At 64.1% G+C, this 19,045-nt stretch carries 17 protein-coding genes; 10 read left to right on the forward strand and 7 right to left on the reverse strand.

The features are described 5' to 3' along the window. Positions 1 to 615 (forward strand): cob(I)yrinic acid a,c-diamide adenosyltransferase, encoded by a 615-nt coding sequence (gene cobO, locus ACSQ3L_RS16810; protein ID WP_436160974.1) that lies wholly within the window; start codon positions 1 to 3, stop codon positions 613 to 615. A gap of 301 nt (positions 616 to 916) precedes the next feature. On the opposite strand, the gene cbiB is transcribed toward cobO, so the two are convergent. Then, positions 917 to 1,885, reverse strand: coding sequence for an adenosylcobinamide-phosphate synthase CbiB (gene cbiB, locus ACSQ3L_RS16815; protein WP_436160975.1), 969 nt, complete (start codon positions 1,883 to 1,885; stop codon positions 917 to 919). On the opposite strand from cbiB, the gene cobD reads away from it, so the two are divergent. Continuing rightward, positions 1,884 to 2,933, forward strand: a complete 1,050-nt coding sequence (gene cobD, locus ACSQ3L_RS16820; RefSeq protein ID WP_436160976.1) for a threonine-phosphate decarboxylase CobD — start codon at positions 1,884 to 1,886, stop codon at positions 2,931 to 2,933. The two genes, cbiB and cobD, sit on opposite strands and share 2 nt — an antisense overlap. Beyond that, positions 2,930 to 3,439, forward strand: a complete 510-nt coding sequence (locus tag ACSQ3L_RS16825) for a tyrosine phosphatase family protein (protein WP_436160977.1) — start codon at positions 2,930 to 2,932, stop codon at positions 3,437 to 3,439. The genes cobD and ACSQ3L_RS16825 overlap by 4 nt, the downstream gene beginning before the upstream one ends. Here the strand turns inward: ACSQ3L_RS16825 and ACSQ3L_RS16830 are convergent, their stop codons facing one another. Beyond that, the gene (locus ACSQ3L_RS16830) at positions 3,440 to 4,243 is read right to left on the reverse strand and encodes a creatininase family protein (RefSeq protein WP_436160978.1); all 804 of its coding nucleotides are present in this window, start codon (positions 4,241 to 4,243) and stop codon (positions 3,440 to 3,442) included. Positions 4,244 to 4,297: 54 nt separating this feature from the next. Further along, on the reverse strand, positions 4,298 to 4,681 hold the full coding sequence (locus ACSQ3L_RS16835) for a RidA family protein (protein WP_436160979.1): 384 nt from the start codon (positions 4,679 to 4,681) through the stop codon (positions 4,298 to 4,300). 265 nt (positions 4,682 to 4,946) lie between these two features. Here ACSQ3L_RS16835 and ACSQ3L_RS16840 point away from each other — a divergent pair, with 265 nt between their 5' ends. The 7 genes from ACSQ3L_RS16840 (at position 4,947) to ACSQ3L_RS16870 (ending at position 11,893) form a co-directional block, all read left to right on the forward strand. Further along, entirely contained in the window at positions 4,947 to 5,951 is a 1,005-nt protein-coding gene (locus ACSQ3L_RS16840) for an ABC transporter substrate-binding protein (protein ID WP_436160980.1), read from the forward strand. 11 nt (positions 5,952 to 5,962) lie between these two features. Next, on the forward strand, positions 5,963 to 6,790 hold the full coding sequence (locus ACSQ3L_RS16845; protein ID WP_436160981.1) for an ABC transporter ATP-binding protein: 828 nt from the start codon (positions 5,963 to 5,965) through the stop codon (positions 6,788 to 6,790). Continuing rightward, positions 6,777 to 7,628 carry an ABC transporter permease gene (locus ACSQ3L_RS16850; RefSeq protein WP_436160982.1) on the forward strand — a complete coding sequence of 284 codons (852 nt, stop codon included), beginning with the start codon at positions 6,777 to 6,779 and terminating at the stop codon, positions 7,626 to 7,628. The genes ACSQ3L_RS16845 and ACSQ3L_RS16850 overlap by 14 nt, the downstream gene beginning before the upstream one ends. A 186-nt stretch (positions 7,629 to 7,814) precedes the next feature. Next, positions 7,815 to 9,116 carry a cytosine deaminase gene (locus ACSQ3L_RS16855; RefSeq protein ID WP_436160983.1) on the forward strand — a complete coding sequence of 434 codons (1,302 nt, stop codon included), beginning with the start codon at positions 7,815 to 7,817 and terminating at the stop codon, positions 9,114 to 9,116. Beyond that, a complete protein-coding gene (locus tag ACSQ3L_RS16860) occupies positions 9,116 to 10,519 on the forward strand; it encodes an FAD-binding oxidoreductase (protein WP_436163464.1) in 1,404 nt (467 codons plus the stop codon). Before ACSQ3L_RS16855 ends, ACSQ3L_RS16860 begins: the two co-directional genes overlap by 1 nt. 205 nt (positions 10,520 to 10,724) lie before the next feature. After that, positions 10,725 to 11,306: an NAD(P)H-dependent oxidoreductase gene (locus ACSQ3L_RS16865; RefSeq protein ID WP_436160984.1), complete on the forward strand. Its 582-nt coding sequence runs from the start codon at positions 10,725 to 10,727 to the stop codon at positions 11,304 to 11,306. Further along, positions 11,306 to 11,893: an NAD(P)H-dependent oxidoreductase gene (locus ACSQ3L_RS16870; protein WP_436160985.1), complete on the forward strand. Its 588-nt coding sequence runs from the start codon at positions 11,306 to 11,308 to the stop codon at positions 11,891 to 11,893. The genes ACSQ3L_RS16865 and ACSQ3L_RS16870 overlap by 1 nt, the downstream gene beginning before the upstream one ends. A gap of 168 nt (positions 11,894 to 12,061) precedes the next feature. On the opposite strand, the gene ACSQ3L_RS16875 is transcribed toward ACSQ3L_RS16870, so the two are convergent. Genes ACSQ3L_RS16875 through ACSQ3L_RS16890 form a run of 4 tightly spaced genes read right to left on the reverse strand, consistent with a single transcriptional unit; the run spans position 12,062 to position 19,038 of the window. After that, on the reverse strand, positions 12,062 to 14,512 hold the full coding sequence (locus ACSQ3L_RS16875) for a GcvT family protein (RefSeq protein ID WP_436160986.1): 2,451 nt from the start codon (positions 14,510 to 14,512) through the stop codon (positions 12,062 to 12,064). Next, entirely contained in the window at positions 14,509 to 15,690 is a 1,182-nt protein-coding gene (locus tag ACSQ3L_RS16880; RefSeq protein ID WP_436160987.1) for a pyridoxal phosphate-dependent aminotransferase, read from the reverse strand. The genes ACSQ3L_RS16875 and ACSQ3L_RS16880 overlap by 4 nt, the downstream gene beginning before the upstream one ends. Continuing rightward, positions 15,683 to 16,588 (reverse strand): homocysteine S-methyltransferase family protein, encoded by a 906-nt coding sequence (locus tag ACSQ3L_RS16885; protein ID WP_436160988.1) that lies wholly within the window; start codon positions 16,586 to 16,588, stop codon positions 15,683 to 15,685. Before ACSQ3L_RS16885 ends, ACSQ3L_RS16880 begins: the two co-directional genes overlap by 8 nt. Next, the gene (locus ACSQ3L_RS16890; protein ID WP_436160989.1) at positions 16,585 to 19,038 is read right to left on the reverse strand and encodes a GcvT family protein; all 2,454 of its coding nucleotides are present in this window, start codon (positions 19,036 to 19,038) and stop codon (positions 16,585 to 16,587) included. Before ACSQ3L_RS16890 ends, ACSQ3L_RS16885 begins: the two co-directional genes overlap by 4 nt. Positions 19,039 to 19,045 lie beyond the last annotated feature (7 nt).

Here is a 19,045-nt window from a genome sequence, read left to right on the forward strand (position 1 = left end):
ATGACCGACATCGACAATAAGGACCAAGAGCGCCACCGCGCCAAGATGGCCAAGCGCAAGGCGGTGCAGGATGCCGAGGTGGCGAGCAAGACGGTCGAGAAGGGGCTGCTGATCGTCAACACCGGCCCGGGCAAGGGCAAGACCACTGCTGCCTTCGGCCTGGCGCTGCGGATGCTCGGCTATGGCAAGCGCGTCGGCGTCGTCCAGTTCATCAAGGGTAAGTGGCACACCGGTGAGAAGGACGCCTTCGCTGCCTTCGGCGAGCGCGTCGTCTGGCACGCCATGGGCGAGGGGTTCACCTGGGAAACACAGGATCTGAAGCGCGACATCGCGGCCGCCGAAGCCGCATGGGCCAAAGTGCTAGAACTGATGGCCGATCCGTCGATCAGCCTGCTGGTGCTCGACGAACTGAACATCGCGCTGCGCTACGATTATCTCGATCTCGACAAAGTGGTTGCGGCGCTCAAAGCACGGCGCGAGGGCCTGCATGTCGTCGTCACCGGCCGCAACGCCAAGCCGGCGCTGGTCGAGGCCGCCGACCTCGTCACCGAAATGGGCGTCACCAAGCACCATTTTTCCGCGGGCGTGAAGGCCCAGCAGGGGATAGAGTTCTGATATCTGTTGTCCCCTTCTGTGGGTAGGCCGTTCAAGTCTGGTCGCCAACGCTCCCAGCGGGGCTCCCTTCCTTTCCCTCCGGAGGGGGGAAAGGTGGCGCTGCGAAGCAGCGACGGATTGGGGGACGGCGATTATCGAACGCGCGGCCGCAGACTGGCAGGCGCGACCCGGCGGACGCGAAAACGCGACTGCCGAGCTGGTCGACCCCCACTCCCCGATCGACGGGGGAGAGGAAAGGCGCGAACCTGTTGCGGCTCGGCTCCCTTCCTCCCTTCGGGAGAGAACTCACGAGGCGGTGAGGTCACGCCAGAATGATGATCGCGGCGACCAGCCCAAACAGCGCGATCAGCAGGTAATCTGCGACGCGATAGAGTTTCAGCGCTCGCCTTATGTCGACGCTGTCGGCTTCGCGGCGGCCGCCTTCGCCCATGAAGACGTCGTCGACCAGCACGCCGCCGTAGCTGCGCGGCCCGGCGAGCGCCAGGCCGAGCGCACCGGCCATCGCCGCTTCCGGCCAGCCGGCATTGGGAGAGCGGTGTTTTTTCGCGTCGCGCCATACCGCTTGCCAGGCATTGCGGGGATCGGCGCCTTTGACGAGGAATGCAGCCAGCACGATCAGCAGCGCTGTCAGCCGCGACGCCGGCAGGTTGATCCAATCGTCGAAGCGCGCCGCCGCCCAGCCGAACGCCTCGTGGCGCGGGGTGCGGTGGCCGATCATCGAATCGGCGGTGTTGGCGGCCTTGTAGGCAGCACCGCCGGCCAGCCCGCCAACGCCGATCCAGAAGGCGGGGGCAACGATGCCGTCGGAAAAGTTCTCGGCCAGGCTCTCGATCGCCGCGCGGCTGACACCGGCCCTGTCCAGCGTTTCGGGGTCACGGCCGACGATTCGCGAGACGGCCACCCGGCCCAAAGCGAGACCGCCGGTGTCGAGCGCGTCAGCGACGGCCTCGACGTGTTCGTAGAGGCTCTTCTGCGACAGAAGCGATGTTGCCAGAAGGGCCGTGACGATCAGGCCCATGGGAACGAACCAGAACAGGATCTGCACGCCGAGGCCGATCGCCGCCGGCACCAGCACGATCACCAGCAGCGCCTGGACACCACGCTTGCGACGCAGCGCGTCGGGATCAGCGGCGTGGTTGAGCCTGCGGTCGAGAAAGGATATCAGCCTGCCGAACCACGTCACCGGATGGCCGATGGCGCGAAACAGCCAATCGGGGTAACCGAGGGCGAATTCGACGGCCAATGACAGGAAAGCGATCAGAACTGACATGAAGCTTCTTGATGGGGCGGTGGTGGACCATGGTGGAAGTCTTGGCCGGGCGAGGGCGCTTTTCCCCAACGCCCTGCAGCCTTTCGTCGACCTCTCGACCGGTATCAATCCGCACTCCTACCCGCTTTTCGACCTGCCCGCCACCTCGCTGTCGCGATTGCCGGAAGCCGCGCGCACGCGCGACCTGACAGAGATCGCGGTCAGTACCTACGGCGCGCCTTCACCAGCCAACGTCGTGGCGGCACCGGGCACGCAGATCCTGTTGCCGCGCGTCGCCTCGCTGATTAGCCCCGGCAAGGCGCTTGTGCTGGGTCCGACCTATGCCGAACATGCCCGCGCTGCCGCGATCGCCGGGCACGCGGTGGCGGAGGTCGATAATTTCGAGGCGTTGGCGGATGCCGACCTTGCCATCATCGTCAACCCCAACAATCCGGATGGGCGCATCATCGAGCGCGACCGGTTGCTGGCGCTGGCCGCCGGATTGCGTGCCAAGGGCGGGCTGCTGGTCGTCGACGAGGCGTTCATGGATGTCGGGCCGCGTCAGCACAGCCTTGCGGGCGATGTCGGCCAGGGCGGCATCGTCGTGCTGCGCTCATTCGGCAAGTTCTTCGGTCTGGCCGGCGTTCGGCTTGGGTTTGCACTTTCCGATGCTGCGACGGTCGAGCGGTTGGAAACGCAGTTCGGACCATGGGCCGTCGCCGGCCCGGCGCTGGAATACGGCATCCGCGCGCTTGCCGACATCGGCTGGCAGGACGCAATGCGGACGGCGCTGGCTGGTGAATCGGCGCGGCTCGACGCGCTGTTCGGCCGCTTCGGTATTCCCGTCGTGGGTGGCACCACGCTGTTCCGCTACATCAGCTTGCCCAATGCCGCCGATCTGTTTTCCACGCTTGGCGAGCGCGGCATCCTGCTTCGCCATTTTGCCGGCCGACCCGGTGTCCTGCGCGCCGGCCTACCGGGGAGTGAGCTGGAGTGGGAGCGGCTCGAATCCGCCCTTGCCGAATGGGCGTCGCGGCGCGAGGATCAATCGAAGGGTTCAAAACGATGATCCATGTCTGCTCGCTGGCAAAGATCGAGGAAACGGTGGCCAGAACCGGCGCGGACCGTATGCTGTCGCTGCTCGCCGCGGGCACGGAGGTGGTCCGGCCGGCCTCCATCGCTCGGCAAAATCACCTGCATCTGGTCATGCACGACATCGCGGTGGCGCAGGACGGCATGACCATGCCGGGCGAGGAGCATGTCCGCAACCTGCTCGATTTCGCGCGTCGGTGGGACCGGGCAAGGCCGATGGTCGTGCATTGCTATGCCGGCATCAGCCGCTCGACGGCTTCGGCCTACATCATCGCCGCCGCATTGGCGCCGAAGCGTGACGAGGCCGAACTGGCGCGAACGTTGCGGGTGCTGTCGCCCTCGGCGACGCCCAATCCGCGATTGATCGCCGTGGCCGACGCGTTGCTTGATCGCAACGGCCGCATGGTGGAAGCGATCGAATCGATCGGGCGCGGTGCGGATGCCTTCGAAGGCACGCCTTTCGCGCTGAAGATCGATGCGTAGCTACTTCAACCAGTCGGCAAGCTTCGCCTTGCGCACATCCCTGAGCAGGCTGATGAACCCGTCGGCCTGATACTCGGCTGTCAGCCGGCCCTTCTCCGCCGTCGCGATGCTGGCATCGCCGACCACGCCGTTCGGGTTCAGGTCGCTGGCGATCCAGGCAAAGGCGTGGGTGCCGGTGTGGCGCAGCAGCGAGAATTCCTTTTCGGCCTTGGCGACGTTGGAAACGAAATTGTCGGCCTTGCCCATGTCGACCAGGTCGGGCCGGAAATGCAGCATCAGCGAGGTCTCGACATCGCCGCCATGGATGCCGTGGCGGTCCTCGAGTTCGGTGTACATGCCGGCAGGCCGGCCGAAACGCTGCCAGCTGGTTTTCACGGCAAGCATGTTTTCGCGCACGCGCAGTTCGCGCGTGATGATGCCCATGATCTCCTCATTGCCGCCATGCGAGTTGACGACGATCAGCTTGCGCACGCCGGCGCGCGCGATCGACAGGCCAAGCTCGGTCCAGGCTTCGATCAGCGTCGTTGCCGGCAGTGTGAGGGTGCCAGGTGCGTGCAGATGCTCGTTCGACTTGCCCACTGCCTGGACCGGCAGGATGCGGATGTCGAGATCGTCGGGCAGGCGGGAAATCACCGTGTCGAGCATGCCGTTCATGATCGTGGTGTCGGTCGAAACCGGCAGATGCGGACCATGCTGCTCGATCGCCGCCAGGGGCAGCACGGCGACCGTCGCCTCCGGATCGATCGATGCGTATTCGGTGGTCCGGTAGTCGCCCCACCACACACGTCTTTTTGCTACGGTCATGTCATGCCTCTTCGATGAACGGCCAGACCTAGCGCGGGACGGGCTGCCTGTCGATCACCCAGCCGCGATAGCCTCGATCTCGACCTTGAATTCGGGCCGAGCGAAACCGGAGACGATCATCAGCGTCGAGGCCGGCGCGGGACTCGAAAACAGCCGGTCGCGGACATCCATATAGGGCCGCAGATGCGCGCGGTCGGTGACGTAGGTGTTGATGCGGACGATATCCCTGAGACCGAGCCCCGCTTCGCCAAGCACCGCTGCGATGTTGCGGAAGCAGAGTTCGGCCTGTGCGTCGGCGTCTTCGGGAATCTGGTCGTCCGCGGTGATGGCGACCTGGCCCGAGCACAGCACCAGCCGTTTACCGGGCGGCACCTCGACGCCGTGGCTGTAGCGGGCAAAGGGTGGCTTGATCGACTTCGGGGTGAGGAATTTGAACATGGCAATCTCCGGCTTTCCCGTAGCCTAAGGCCTGTCCCGTTGCACCTTCAAGATGGCGGTGCATGTTCCCGGTGCGATTGTGGACAGGCGTTCAAAAAATAGGCACGATGCCTTCCGTACAGCATGACCCGTTCGTCCTTGGTGTTGCAATGTCGTCCAGGCGGGCGGTCCCGGCGCAAGGCGCTGGTGGCATGTGTCTTGCTTCTTGAATCTTTGGTGTCGAGCCTGGCGCGTGGCGTGCCGGAGCAAACAGAGGGTGGTGTCGATGTACGGAAAACAGAAGATCTCGGTGGCGGTGGTGGCCCTGCTTGCGGCCAGTACGCTGGGCGCCGCGGCGAATGAAAAAGTCACCTTCGGCACCAACTGGTTGGCCGAGCCGGAACATGGCGGATATTACCAGTCCGTCGCGGACGGAACCTACGCCGCTTGCGGCCTCGACGTCACCATCATGCAGGGCGGCCCGCAGGTCAGCGGCCGGCCGATGCTGCTTGCCGGCAAGATCGATTTCTACATGGGCGGCAATCTGCTGTCGGCCTTCGATGCCGTCCAGCAAGGCATTCCGATGCGCGTGGTGGCGGCGGATTTCCAGAAGGACCCGCAGGTGATCATGTCCCACCCAGGCGAGGGGCTCGACAAATGGGAGGACCTGAAGAACGCCGACCAGTACATATTGGGCGACGAGGGCGTGCAGACCGTCTTCCAGTGGATGGTCATCGAACTCGGCTTTGATGCCGCGAAGCGCGCGCCCTACACCTACAACACCGCTCCCTTCCTCGCCAACAAGAAGTCGATCCAGCAGGGCTACGTCACCTCCGAGCCGTTCGCGGTCAAGAAGGAGGGCGGCTTCGTGCCGAACCAGTTCCTGCTCGCCGATTATGGCTGGGACACCTATTCGACGACGATCGAGGTGATGCAGGACACGATCGACAAGAAGCCGGAGGTGGTTCAGTGCTTCGTCGATGGCTCGGCCAAGGGCTGGTACAAATATCTCTACGGCGACAACAAGGCCGCCAATGAGATGATCAAGAAAGACAATCCCGACATGAGCGACGAGCAGATCGCGTTCTCGATCGAGCAGATGAAGAAGTTCGGGCTGGCTGATTCCGGTGACACCGAAAAGCTCGGCATCGGCGCCATGACAGACGCGCGCATCCAAAGCTTCTACGACAAGATGGTCAAGGCCAAGGTGACGCCAGCCGGCATCGACATCAAGAAGGCCTACACGCTGACCTTCGTCAACAAGGGCGTTGGGCTTGAGCTGAAGAAATAGGCCGGTCCCGCATGATAAGGGAAAAAGTGGCGCCAGCGCCGGCTGCGTCGGGTACTGCCCCGACGCTTCTGGCGTTGCGCGGCGTCGGCAAGGTCTTCTCCAACGGTGTGACGGCGCTGAGCGACGTCGACCTGACGATCCGGGAAGGCGATTTCCTCAGCCTGCTCGGGCCGTCCGGTTGCGGCAAGTCGACGGCGCTGCGGCTCATCGCCGGGCTGTCGACGCCGACCTCCGGCGTGCTCGACTGGCGCGGCGGCGGCTCGCTTGACCGCTCGAACATCGGCTTCGTCTTCCAGGAGCCAACGCTGCTGCCGTGGGCCAATGTTTTCGACAATGTCTGGCTGCCCCTGCGGCTGAAGGGCATTTCGCGCGCCAAGGCGACACCGGCGATAACGGAAATGCTGGCGCGGGTGCACCTGACCGGCTTCGAGGACGCGGTGCCACGCGAACTGTCCGGTGGAATGAAGATGCGGGTTTCGATCGCTCGGGCGATGGTGACGAAACCGCGTGTGCTGCTGATGGACGAGCCATTCGCGGCACTCGACGAGATCACCCGCTTCAAGCTCAACAACGATCTCTTGGAACTGTGGCAGGACGAGCGTTTCACAGTCGTCTTCGTCACCCACAGCGTCTTTGAAAGCGTGTTCCTCTCCAACCGCGTCGTCGTCATGGCAGCGCGGCCGGGCAGGGTGTTCGACGAACTCGCCATCGAGGCCTCCTATCCGCGCGACGAGGCGTTTCGCACCTCGCCCGATTATGCGGCACTGTGCCGTCAGGCCTCCGATGTGCTGGTCAAGGCCATCAATTCAACAGCGGACGCGCATCATGACGGCCATTGACGAGCGGGCGCTCGAACTCGACCCCGAGGAAGCACGGCGCGTGCGCCAGGAACGGTTCGAGCGGATCGGCCGCTGGGTGCTGCCGCTGGCGATCATGATCCTGGCGATCTGGCTGTGGGATCGCATCTGCGTCTGGAACGAGATCCCGCAATACATCCTGCCGCGTCCCGGCGTGGTGCTGTCGACGCTTTACAACGATGCCGGCCTGCTGTTCTCCTCGCTGCTGGTCACCTTGCGCATCACCTTCCTCAGCCTGCTCCTTGCCGTTGTTGGCGGGGTCGGGCTGGCGGTGCTGTTCGCGCAGTCGAAATGGGTCGAGATGTCGTTCTTCCCGTTCGCCATCGTGCTGCAGGTAACGCCGATCGTGGCGATCTTTCCGTTGATCAATATCTATGTGAACGACCAGACGACGAAGCTTCTGCTCTGCGCCTGGATCGTCGCCTTCTTTCCGATCCTGTCCAACACCACGCTCGGGCTCAACTCCGTCGACCGCAATCTGCGCGATATGTTCAAGCTCAATGGCGCGACGCGCTGGCAGCAATTGCGCTATCTCAGGTTGCCGGCGGCGATGCCGTATTTCCTCGGCGGGCTGAAGATCGCCGGCGGCCTGTCGCTGATCGGCGCCGTGGTGGCCGAGTTCGTGGCCGGCACCACCGGCCAGTCGTCCGGCCTTGCCTCGCGCATCATCGAGGCCGGCTACCGGCTCAACGCACCGCGGCTGTTCGCGGCGCTGTTTTTGATCTCGCTCACCGGCATTTTGATCTTCCTCGTGCTGTCGCTGATATCGCATCTCATTTTGCGGCGCTGGCACGAGAGTGCGCTGAAGCAGGAGCGCTAGGGTGACGGAAATGTTCGCGCGAAGCGCCCCCCTCTGGCCTGCCGGCCATCTCCCCCTCAAGGGGGGAGATTGGCTGTCTCTAAGGTTTTCGCAAATCTCCGACGTCAAAGGATGGCCAGCGAGGCTGAAGCGGCCAATCTCCCCCCTTGAGGGGGAGATGTCCGGCAGGACAGAGGGGGGCAGGCCTTGATACCAGCCTCCGGCTCTTATCAGCTCGCTAACGTCCGTGTTCATCAATCACTGACGTCGGGCCTTACTGCAACTTACGATAATGACGGTTTCGCGCTGGCCGACATTGCCGTCGCTGACGGCAAGGTCTCCAGCATTGCCGCGCATGGCCGATCGAAAGCGCCTGCCGACGCCGTCGATCTTGGCGGCCGCATCGTGCTGCCATGCTTCGTCGACTGCCACACGCATATCGACAAGGGCCATATCTGGCCGCGAAAACCCAATCCCGACGGCACCTTCATGGGCGCGCTCAATGCCGCCGGGGCCGACCGCGTCGCCCGCTGGAGCACCGAGGATGTGGCGCGGCGGATGGATTTCTCGCTGCGCTCGGCCTACGCGCATGGCACCAGGGCGCTGCGCACCCATCTCGACAGCGTTGCGCCGCAGGAGGAAATCTCCTGGCCGGTGTTCGAGACGATGCGCGAGGCATGGCGCGGCCGCATCGAATTGCAGGGTGCCTGCCTGCTTGGCATTGAGGGCGTGCGCGACAAGAAGTGGTTCGACAGGCTGGCAAAAAGGGTCGCCGCGGCCAAGGGCGTGCTCGGTGTCGTCACCTACATGGTGCCGGATCTCGAAGAGCTGCTCGACCATGTCTTCGCGCAAGCCATCAAGCATGGCCTCGATCTCGATTTCCATGCCGACGAGACCGACGATGTTTCCGCCATATCGCTGAAGAAGATCGCCGAGGCCGCTCTTTGGAACGGTTTCGAAGGGAACATACTCGTCGGCCATTGTTGCTCGCTGGCGCGCCAGCCGGACCTCGACGTGCTCGACACGCTGGACAAGGTGGCGAAAGCGGGGCTCGCGGTCGTGTCGCTGCCGATGTGCAATCTCTATCTGCAGGACCGGCGCGGCGACGGCAACACGCCGCGCTGGCGTGGCGTGACTCTGCTGCACGAAATGAAGGCGAGGGGCATTCCGGTCGCTGTCGCTTCCGACAACACGCGTGATCCGTTCTATGCCTATGGCGATCTCGACATGCTGGAGGTCTACCGCATGGCGACGCGCATCCTGCATTTCGATCATCCGGTCGCCGACTGGCCGCAAACGGTCACGGCGACACCGGCCAGTGTGATGCGGCTTGATGGCTTCGGTATGCTGGCCGCCGGCGGCGATGCCGACTTCATCCTGTTCAAAGGCCGAAGCTGGACGGAATTGCTGTCGCGGTCCGAATCGGATCGCATCGTCGTGCGTGGCGGCAGGGCGATCGACAGGCAATTGCCCGACTATGCCGAACTTGACGAACTGATGGTGGAATGATGGATGTTTCGGCGCTCAAACGCGATCTTCACGGGCTGAAGGTCGACGACAATCCGGCCATCGTCCAGCAGAAGAGCCGCGACTTCTACTGGTACAGCCCGGTGCTGAAGCAGCAGCTCGACCATGTCACCGGCGATTTGATCGTGACGCCGAAGAACGAGAAGGAACTCATCCGCGTGCTCGCTGCCTGTCACCGGCATGGCGTGCCGGTGACACCGCGCGGCAGTGGCACTGGCAATTACGGCCAGGCTATGCCGCTCTCCGGCGGCGTCGTGCTCAATCTCGCCGAAATGAACGAGATCAAGTCGATTTCGCCAGGTCGCGTCGTGACCGGGCCGGGGGCCATTCTTGCCGATATCGACAGGGCGACGCGGGCGCATTCCGGGCAGGAGCTGCGGCTGTCGCCGTCCACCTACAACACGGCCTCGATCGGCGGCTTCATTGCAGGCGGTTCGGGCGGCGTCGGTTCGATCAATTTCGGCGGCCTGCGCGATTTCGGCAATGTGCTTCGGCTGCGCGTGGTGACGATGGAGGCCGAGCCGAAGGCGCTCGAACTCACCGGCGAGGATTTGCACAAGGTCACCCATGCCTATGGCACCAACGGCATCATCACCGAGGTCGAGATGCCGCTAACCGCGGCTTACGAATGGATCGACGTCATCGTCGGCTTCGACGCTTTCATGGATGCCGCCCACTACGGAAATGCGCTGGCTTGCCAGGACGGTATCCTGACCAAGCTGATCACCCCGATAGCAGCGCCCGTACCGCAGCTCTATTTCAAGCGGCACCAGAAATTCCTGAGCGATGGGCAGAGCATCTGCGTCGTCATGGTGGCGCAGCACGGGCTGGATGCCTTCCTGGCCTTCACCCGCCGGGCTGGCGGCGAGGTGATCTTCAATGCCGCAACCGCAACGCCGGACGAAAAGAAGGGCCTGCCGCCGGCCTATGAACTGGCCTGGAACCACACCACGCTGAGAGCGCTGCGCGTCGACCCTTCGATCACCTACCTGCAGTCGCTCTATCCGTTTCCCAACCAGCTGGCGCTGGTCGAGAAGATGGACGCGATGTTTCCGGGCGAGGTGTTCTCGCATCTGGAATTCGTGCGTCTGGACGGCAACATCACCTGCTTCGGCTTGCCGCTGGTCAAGTTCACCACCGAAGCGCGGCTCGACGAGATCGTGCGGTTGCATGAGGAGAATGGCTGCCCGATCTTCAACCCGCACCGCTACACGCTGGAAGAGGGCGGCATGAAGCAGACGGATGCGGTGCAGCTTGCCTTCAAGCGCGAGACAGATCCGCAAGGCCTACTCAATCCTGGCAAGATGATCGCCTGGGAGAACCCGGACTATGACTACCGGTCGGGCCGGACTTTTTTGTTCAAGGGGCTGCAGAAGGTGGGATGAGGAGAGGTTTGCGCTTGAGCACCCCCCTCTGGCCTGCCGGCCATCTCCCCCGCAAGGGGGGAGATTGGCAGCCTCTGAGTCGCGACCATTCTGCGGCGTTGACAGGTGGCGAAAGCGATGCGGCAGTCCGATCTCCCCCCTTGCGGGGGAGATGCCCGGCAGGGCAGAGGGGGGTGCCTCGCACTGACGTCTGGGACGTTGTCCCATGAACATCCTCGTCCTCTACGCCCATCCGGTCGAGACTAGCTTCAATGCCGGCCTGCACCGCATGATCGTCGAGCGCCTGACGGCAGCGGGCCATACGGTCGACGACTGCGATCTCTATGCCGAAGAGTTCGATCCGCGGATGACGCGCGATGAACGGCTGAACTATCACAACCGGCGCGGCCCAGCCGATGCGGTTGCACCTTACATCGAGCGCCTGCTGCGCGCCGATGCGCTGGTGCTATCCTACCCGGTCTGGAACTACGGCTTTCCAGCGATCCTGAAGGGCTTCTTCGACCGCGTCTTTCTGCCCGGCGTGTCGTTCAAGATGGTTGATGGCAAGGCGCGGCCGTCGCTGCACAACATTCGCAAGGTTACGGCGGTGACCACCTATGGCGGCAGCCGATTCCGCGCCATGCTGATGGGAGATCCGCCGCGTAGGCTGATCAAGCGCATGCTGCGCGCCACCGTAAAGCCGGGCGCGCCGGTGAGCTATCTCGCGCACTATGCGATGAACCTGTCGACCGACAGCACGCGCAAGGCCTTCATAACCAAGGTCGCGGCCAGCATGGATGCTTTCTGATGCGGGCGCTGGTGGTCTACTGCCATCCGGTGCCCGAGAGCTTTTGCGCCGCCATACGCGACACCGCCGTGGACGTGCTGAAGGCGAGGGGCTGGGAGGTGCGGCTGCTCGACCTCTACGCCGAAAAATTCGATCCGGTGATGACTTGCGACGAGCGGCGCTCCTACAACGACCAGGCGCCGCAGGACCCGGCGCTGAAGCCGCATTTCGAGCTGCTCAACTGGGCCGAAGCGATCCTGTTCGTCTATCCGACGTGGTGGTACGGGCTGCCGGCGATGCTGAAGGGCTGGCTCGACCGGGTGTGGGCAACGGACGTCGCTTTCAAGCTGCCGGCGGGCAAGGGGCGTATCAAGTCGCTGATGACGCATGTGACCAGGGTCGGTGTCATCACCACCTGCGGCGCGCCGACCTGGTGGAGCGTCGTCGTCGGCCAGCCAGGGCGCAAAACGCTGCTGCGCGGCATGCGGGCGCTGTGCGCCACACGCTGCCGGACGTTCTTCCTGGCGCACTATTTGATGGATTCCTCGACGCCGGCGACAAGGGCGGCGTTTTTGGCGAAGGTGCGAGGGAAGCTGGAGCGGTTTTGAGTTCCTTACCCTCCCCCTTGTGGGGAGGGTCGCTTCGCAAAAGCCGCGAAGGCGGCTTTTGCGAAGCTGGGTGGGGGTCTCGTAGGGCGCACCCCCACCCCGTCTCGCAACCTGCGCTTCGCTTCGGCTGCGAGCCGACCCTCCCCACAAGGGGGAGGGTAAGAAGCGCTACATCCTTACCCGCTCCGACTTCGGATCATACATCGGCTTCACCGACGCTTCCGCCGCGAAACGCTCGCCGGCAATCTCGATCTCGTAGGACGAGGCCAGCACATCCGCTTCGCTCTCGCCCCGGCACTCGATATAGCCCAGCCCGACGGCACCGCCGAGGTGATGGCCATAATTGCCTGATGTGATCGGGCCGACGATCTTGCCGTCGCGCAGGATCGCCTCGTTGTGGAAGAGCAGGGGCTCTGGATCCTTCAGCCGGAACTGGACCAGCCGGCGTGACAGGCCGACTTCCTTTTTGCGTAGCACGGCATCGCGGCCGATGAAGTCGCCCTTGGCCGTCTTCACCGCGAAGCCGAGGCCGGCTTCCAGTACATTGTCCTCGTCAGTGATGTCATGGCCGAAATGCCGGAAGGCTTTCTCGATGCGGCAGGAATCCAGCGTGTGCAGACCGCAGAGTTTCAGGCTGACGTCCGCGCCCGCCTCGTCGATCGCTTCGAAGACATGGGCTGCCTGATCGGTCGAGACGTAGAGTTCCCAGCCGAGTTCGCCGACATAGGTGACGCGGTGGGCGCGGGCCAGGCCCATGCCGATCTCGATCTCCTGGAATGTGCCGAACGGATTTTTCTCATTGGAGAAATCGTTGGGGCTGACCTTCTGGATCAGTTTTCGCGCATCCGGTCCCATCAGGCAGAGCACGCTTTCGGCCGCCGTCACATCGGTGACGACGACGAACTGCTCGCCGACATGGCGGCGCAGCCAGGCGAGGTCACGCTGCAGCGTGGCGCCTGGGACGACGAGAAAGAACGCCGTCTCCGACAGGCGCGAGACCGTCAGGTCGCTCTCGATGCCGCCGCGCTGGTTGAGCATCTGGGTGTAGACGATCTTGCCCGCTGCCACGTCCATATCGTTGGCGCATAGTCTTTGCAGGAAGGCGCAGGCGTCGCGGCCCTCGACGCGGATCTTACCGAACGAGGTCATGTCGAACAGGCCGACGCCGTTCCTGACCGCGAGGTGTTCCTCGCGCTGGTTGTCGAACCAGTTCTGGCGCTTCCAGGAATAGCGGTATTCGCGCTCCTGGCCCTCACGGGCAAACCAGTTGGCACGCTCCCAGCCGGCGACTTCGCCGAACACCGCGCCGCGCGCCTTCAGATGCTCATGCAGCGGCGAGCGACGGACATTCCTCGAGGTCGCCATCTGGCGGTAGGGAAAATGGTCGGCATAGAGCAGGCCGAGCGTTTCGGAGACGCGCTCCTTCAAATAGCGGCGGTTCTTCTGGAACGGCTGGGCGCGGCGGATGTCGACTTCCCATAGGTCGAAGGGCGCTTCGCCATCGTTGATCCACTGCGCCAGCGCCATGCCGGCGCCGCCGGAGGAGACGATGCCGATCGAATTGTAGCCGGTCGCCATCCAATAGCCGGACAGTTCCGGCGCCTCGCCGAGATAGTAGCGGTCGTCGGGCGTAAAACTCTCGGGGCCGTTGAAGAAGGTGTGGATGCCGGCGGTCGCCAGCATCGGCATGCGGTTGACGCCCATTTCGAGGATCGGCTCGAAATGCTCCATGTCCTCCGGCAATTGGTCGAAACAAAAATCCTCACGAATGCCGTCCATGCCCCAGGGTTTTGCCACCGGCTCGAAGGCGCCCAGCATCATCTTGCCGGCGTCCTCCTTGTAGTAGGCGCACTCGTCGGGCACGCGCAGCACCGGCAGGCGGGTGAGGCCGGGGATCGGCTCGGTGACGAGATAAAAATGCTCGCAGGCGTGCAGCGGGATGGTGACGCCGTTCTGTGCGCCCAGTTCGCGCGCCCACATGCCGGCGCAATTGACGACGATGTCGGCTTCGATCGTGCCTTGGTCTTCGCCCTGTGCCCAGGACACGCCGGTGACGCGGCCGGCCTTGGTGTGGACCTTGGTGACCTTCACATTCTCGACGATGGTGGCGCCGCGCTGGCGGGCGCCCTTGGCCAGGGCCATGGCGATGTTGGCGGGGTCGCATTGGCCGTCGAGCGGCAGATGCACGGCGCCGACGACATCGGAAACATTGAGATGCGGGTACATCTCGCTGACTTCCCTGGGCGAAATCTCGCGGACATCGACATCGAAGGCGCGCGCCAGCGACGCCTGCCGGTAGATCTCGTGCTTGCGCTCTTCGGTCAACGCCACGGTGATCGAGCCGACCTGGCGCATGCCGGTGCCGACTTCGGTCTCGGCTTCCAGCTTGACGTAGAGATCGGCGGAATATTTCGCCAGTCGCGTCATGTTCTGCGAGCCGCGCAACTGGCCGATCAGGCCGGCGGCATGCCAGGTCGTGCCCGAGGTCAGCTGCTTGCGTTCCAGCAGCACGATGTCGGTCCAGCCGAGCTTGGCCAGATGATAGGCGACCGAACAGCCGGAAACGCCGCCGCCGATGATGACGGCGCGTGCCTTTGTGGGGATGGCCTTGGCGGTCATGCGGCCTCACGGCGGTAGCTGGAAGCAAAACGGCGCAGACGAAGTGCAGCTTCCTGCAGAACGGGTTCGGGCTGGCAGAGGCTGACGCGAATGTGGCCGGCGGCCGCCTCGCCGAAGCTGGAGCCGGGCATCACGCCGACATTTTCCTTGTCGAGCAAGGCCCAGGCGAATTTCTCATCGTCTGGTTCGACGGCTGATATGTCGAGCATGACATACATGCCGCCCTCCGAACCGCGCACGGTGACATCGTTCATGCCGCGTACGGCGTCGAGCAAAACGGTGCGGCGTGCCGCGTAACGTTCGGCGATTTCCCTGACGCCGTAACGGTTTTCAAGCGCCTCGCTGCAGGCGATGGAGATGAAAGCTGGCAGGCCGTAGGTCGTCACCAGATTGAGATTGATCATCAGCGTGATCATCTCCTCCGGACCGGTCAGCCAGCCCATGCGCCAGCCGGTCATGCCGTGGCTCTTGGACATCGAGTTGATGACCAGAGTGCGCTCGGCCATGCCTGGCAGCGAGCGCGGCGAGACATGCTCACCGCCGCCCAGCGTCCAATAGACTTCGTCCGACAGCAGCCAGAGGTCGTGCTCCCGGCAGACTTGGGCCAACTGCTCCAGCCGCTCGCGCGAATAGACCGCACCGGTCGGGTTGTTCGGCGTGTTGATCAGGATGGCGCGCGTGTTCGGCCGGATTGCAGCGCGGATCATGTCGGCCCGTGGCTGGAAGCCGTCCTCGGCCGGCGTCTCGACGACGGTGAAATCGGCGCCGGCGGCGCTGAACGTGTTGGGATAGGTGGCGTAGTAGGGCGCCACCACGATGGCGTGGTCGCCCTGGTCGAGCACGCCCTGCACGGCCGCGTAGAGTGCGGCCTGGCCGCCCGGCGTGGCGATGACCTGATCCGGCGACGTCTCGACGCCGGTGCAGGCGCTCGAGGCCGCCGCCATCGCCTTGCGCAGGCGCGGCAAGCCGGGAAGCGGGGTGTAGTGATGATTGCTGCCGCGAACAGCGGTCACACAGGCTTCGATCGTCTGCGAAGGCGTATCGAAATCATGGTCGCCGACCGACAGCATGATGATGTCTTCGCCGGCCTCCTTGCGGGTCCAGGCGGCGAAATGGACTTCCCAGCCGTCCTTGCCCGAAGGCACGATGCCGGAGATGCGCGATGATGGTCTAGGCATGCAAAACTCCCGAAATTTCGTAGCCGGCCTGTTCGAGCCGGTCGCGCAGAGCCGCGATATGCGGCGGTCCGACTTCGCAGCAGCCGCCAACGATGCTGGCGCCAGCCTCCACCCAGCCGATCGCCTGGTCGGCATAGGCATCCGGGCCGAGGTCGTGACGAGCATGCAGCACATCGACGGTGCCGCCATGCTTGAGCGCTTCGGTGGAGGTGAAGCCATTGGCGTAGGCACCGACCGGGCCGCCGAGGCCGATCAGTTCAGGCAAGGCCGCGGCGATCGCTTCGGGCCGGCAGCAATTGACCAGCCGCGCGGCGACAGTCAGGCCGTCGAGCGCGCTGGCCGCGGTGGCTATCGCCTCGCCGCTGCGCAGGTGCGGTTTGCCGTGATCGGCCAGCGTCCACGACACCCATACCGGCTTGCCGCTTTCCGATGCAGCGGTGACCGCTGCGCGGGCCTCGTCCGCTGACGCCATGGTTTCGCACAAGAACAGGTCGACGCCGTCGGCCTGCTCGGCAACGATGCGGCGGTAGATATCGAGCGTGTCCTGATAGGAAATGGTCAGCGCCGGCGCGTAGCTGCCGAACAGCGGCGACAAGCAGCCGGCGATCGCGGTGTCGCCGGCTTCGTCACGGGCTTGCCTAGCCAATTCGATACCGCGCTTCTGCAACGGCTTGAACAGGTCTTCCGCACCCTCGCGCGCCAGGCGTTCGGGGGTCGCCGAATAGGTGTTGATGGTGATGACACGGGCACCGGCGCGGATGAATTCCGCGTGCAGGTCGCGCACCAGATCGGGCTCATCGATCAGCACCCTGGCCGACCAAAGCGGCGTCGGCTCGGACTTGCTGCGGCGCACCAGTTCCTGGCCCATGCCGCCATCGGTGAGAATGATTTTCTTCATGCGCGCAGCCTCTCGTTCTTGGGATCCCAAAGCGGCTCGTCCTTCTGCACGATCGCCTGAAAACGCTCGCCGAAGATTTCGACCTCGATAGCCGTGCCGGGTTCCGCGAGGTCGGCGCGCAGCATGCCGAGTGCGATCGACTTGTCGATGCGGTGGCCCCAGCCGCCCGACGTCGTTTCGCCGACAATCTGACCGTCATGCCACAGCGTCGACACCGATGGAGCGTCGCAGTCGCCGGGGTTCTCGACGACCAGCGTGACGAAGCGCTTCTTCACACCTTGCTGTTTTTCATTCAGTAACGCCGCCTTGCCGCGGAAGTCGGGCTTGTCCCATTTGACGAAGCGCTCGAGCCCGCCCTGCAGGATCGAGTAGTCGGTCGACAGGTCGCCCTTCCAGGTGCGGTAGCCTTTTTCGAGCCTGAGCGAATCCAGCGCATACATGCCGAACGGCTTCAGCCCATGCTGCTGGCCTGCCGCGCGGACGGCGTCGAAGATGGCGGCGGTGTCGTCGACCCTGGTGTGGATTTCCCACCCGAGTTCGCCGGCGAAGGAGACGCGCACAAGCTTCGCCCAGCGCCCGGCGATCTTGGTTTCCTGATGCGTCAGCCATGGCAGAGCGAGGTCGGCTTCGCAAACATCGGCGAGGATTTTTCGCGAGTTGGGACCGGCCAGGATCTGGGTCGAGAATTCCTCGGTCCGGTCGATCAGCCTGAACGGCGCGTCCTTGGGCATGCGCGATTTCAGCCATTCGAAATCATGCCATTGCGCGACGGCCGCGGTGATCAGCGTCATCAGGTTGTCATCGTGACGCACGACGGACATTTCGGTGACGATGCGGCCCTTGTCGTCGGCGAAATAGACGAGGCCGATGCGGCCGGGCTTCGGCACCAGCCCGGTGACCTGCAGGCTCAGCCACTCGGCGGCACCAGGACCGTCGAGATTGAAGCGCGAGAAGCCCGGCAGGTCGAGAATGCCGGCCGCGTCGCGCACCGCGAGGCACTCCTCGCGCACGCGGTGCTGCCACGGTCCGTCGCGGCGGAAGGTCAGCGTCGCTTCCTCTGAGATATCGTCGCCATCTTGCGCATACCAGGTGGCGCGCTCCCAGCCATTATAGGCATCGAAGCGGGCGCCGAGCGCCTTGATGCGATCGTGGATCGGCGACAGCTTGCGGTCGCGGCCTTCCGGCCAGGCATGACGCGGGAACTGGATGGCATATTCGTTGCCGTAGATTTCCATGCCCTTGGCGAGGCAGTAGTCCGGCGCCGAGGCGAAGGAAGTGAAGCGGCGCGGGTCGCACGACCACATGTCCCATTCGGTCTGGCCCTCAGTCACCCATTCAGCCAGCACCTTGCCGGCGCCGCCGCCCTGGGCGATGCCGAAGGTGAAGACGCAGGCCTCGAAGGCATTGGGAACGCCAGGCATCGGCCCGATCAGCGGATTGCCGTCCGGCGTGTAGGGGATGGGTCCGTTGATAACCTTGGACAGGCCGGCGGTCCCAAGGATCGGCACGCGGGCGACGGCGTCGGCCAGATAGTGCTCCAGCCGGTCGAGATCGTCGGGGAACAGCTGGAAGGAAAAATCCTCAGGCATAGGATCGTTGTGGGTGGCCCAATGCGCACGGCAATTGCGCTCATAGGGGCCGAGATTCATGCCGTTCTTTTCCTGGCGCAGATAGTAGGAAGTGTCGACGTCGCGCAGCAGCGGCAATTTCTTGCCCTGTTCCTTCGACCATGCCGCCAGTTCGGCGATCTCCTCGAACAGGATGTACTGATGGCTCATCACCATCATCGGCACGTCGCGGCCGAACATCCGGCCGACTTCAGCGGCGCGGTAGCCGGCGGCATTGACGACGATCTCGCAACGGATCTCGCCTTGCGCCGTCTCGACCACCCACTCGTCGTTCTCGCGGCGCACGCCTGTGACCGGGCAGAAGCGGATGATCTTCGCACCCATATCGCGCGCGCCCTTGGCGAGCGCCTGGGTGAGCTGCGCCGGATCGATGTCGCCGTCACTCGGATCGTAGAGCGCGCCTTTCAGGTCATGCGTCTCGATGAAAGGATAGCGGCGCTGGATTTCGTCGGCGCCGACAATGTCGATGTCCATGCCCTGGTAGCGGCCCATGCCCTTGGCGCGCTGAAATTCCTGCATGCGCTCTTTCGTATGAGCAAGGCGCAGCGAGCCGGTGACGTGATAGTTCATGGGATAGTCGACCGCGTCGGCCAGCCCGCGATAAAGCTCGGTCGAATAGCGCTGCATGTTCATCAGCGACCAGGACGAGGAGAAGGTCGGCACGTTGCCGGCGGCATGCCAGGTCGAGCCCGAGGTCAGCTCGTTCTTTTCGAGCAGCACGCAGTCGGTCCAGCCCGCCTTGGCGAGATGATAGAGCGAGGAGGTGCCGACGGCGCCGCCTCCGATAATCACCACGCGCGCCGTGCTCGGCAAACCCGCCATGTTCTTC

Origin of the sequence: Mesorhizobium sp. LjRoot246 (assembly GCF_964254115.1) — a bacterium.
Taxonomy (GTDB): Bacteria; Pseudomonadota; Alphaproteobacteria; order Rhizobiales; family Rhizobiaceae; genus Mesorhizobium.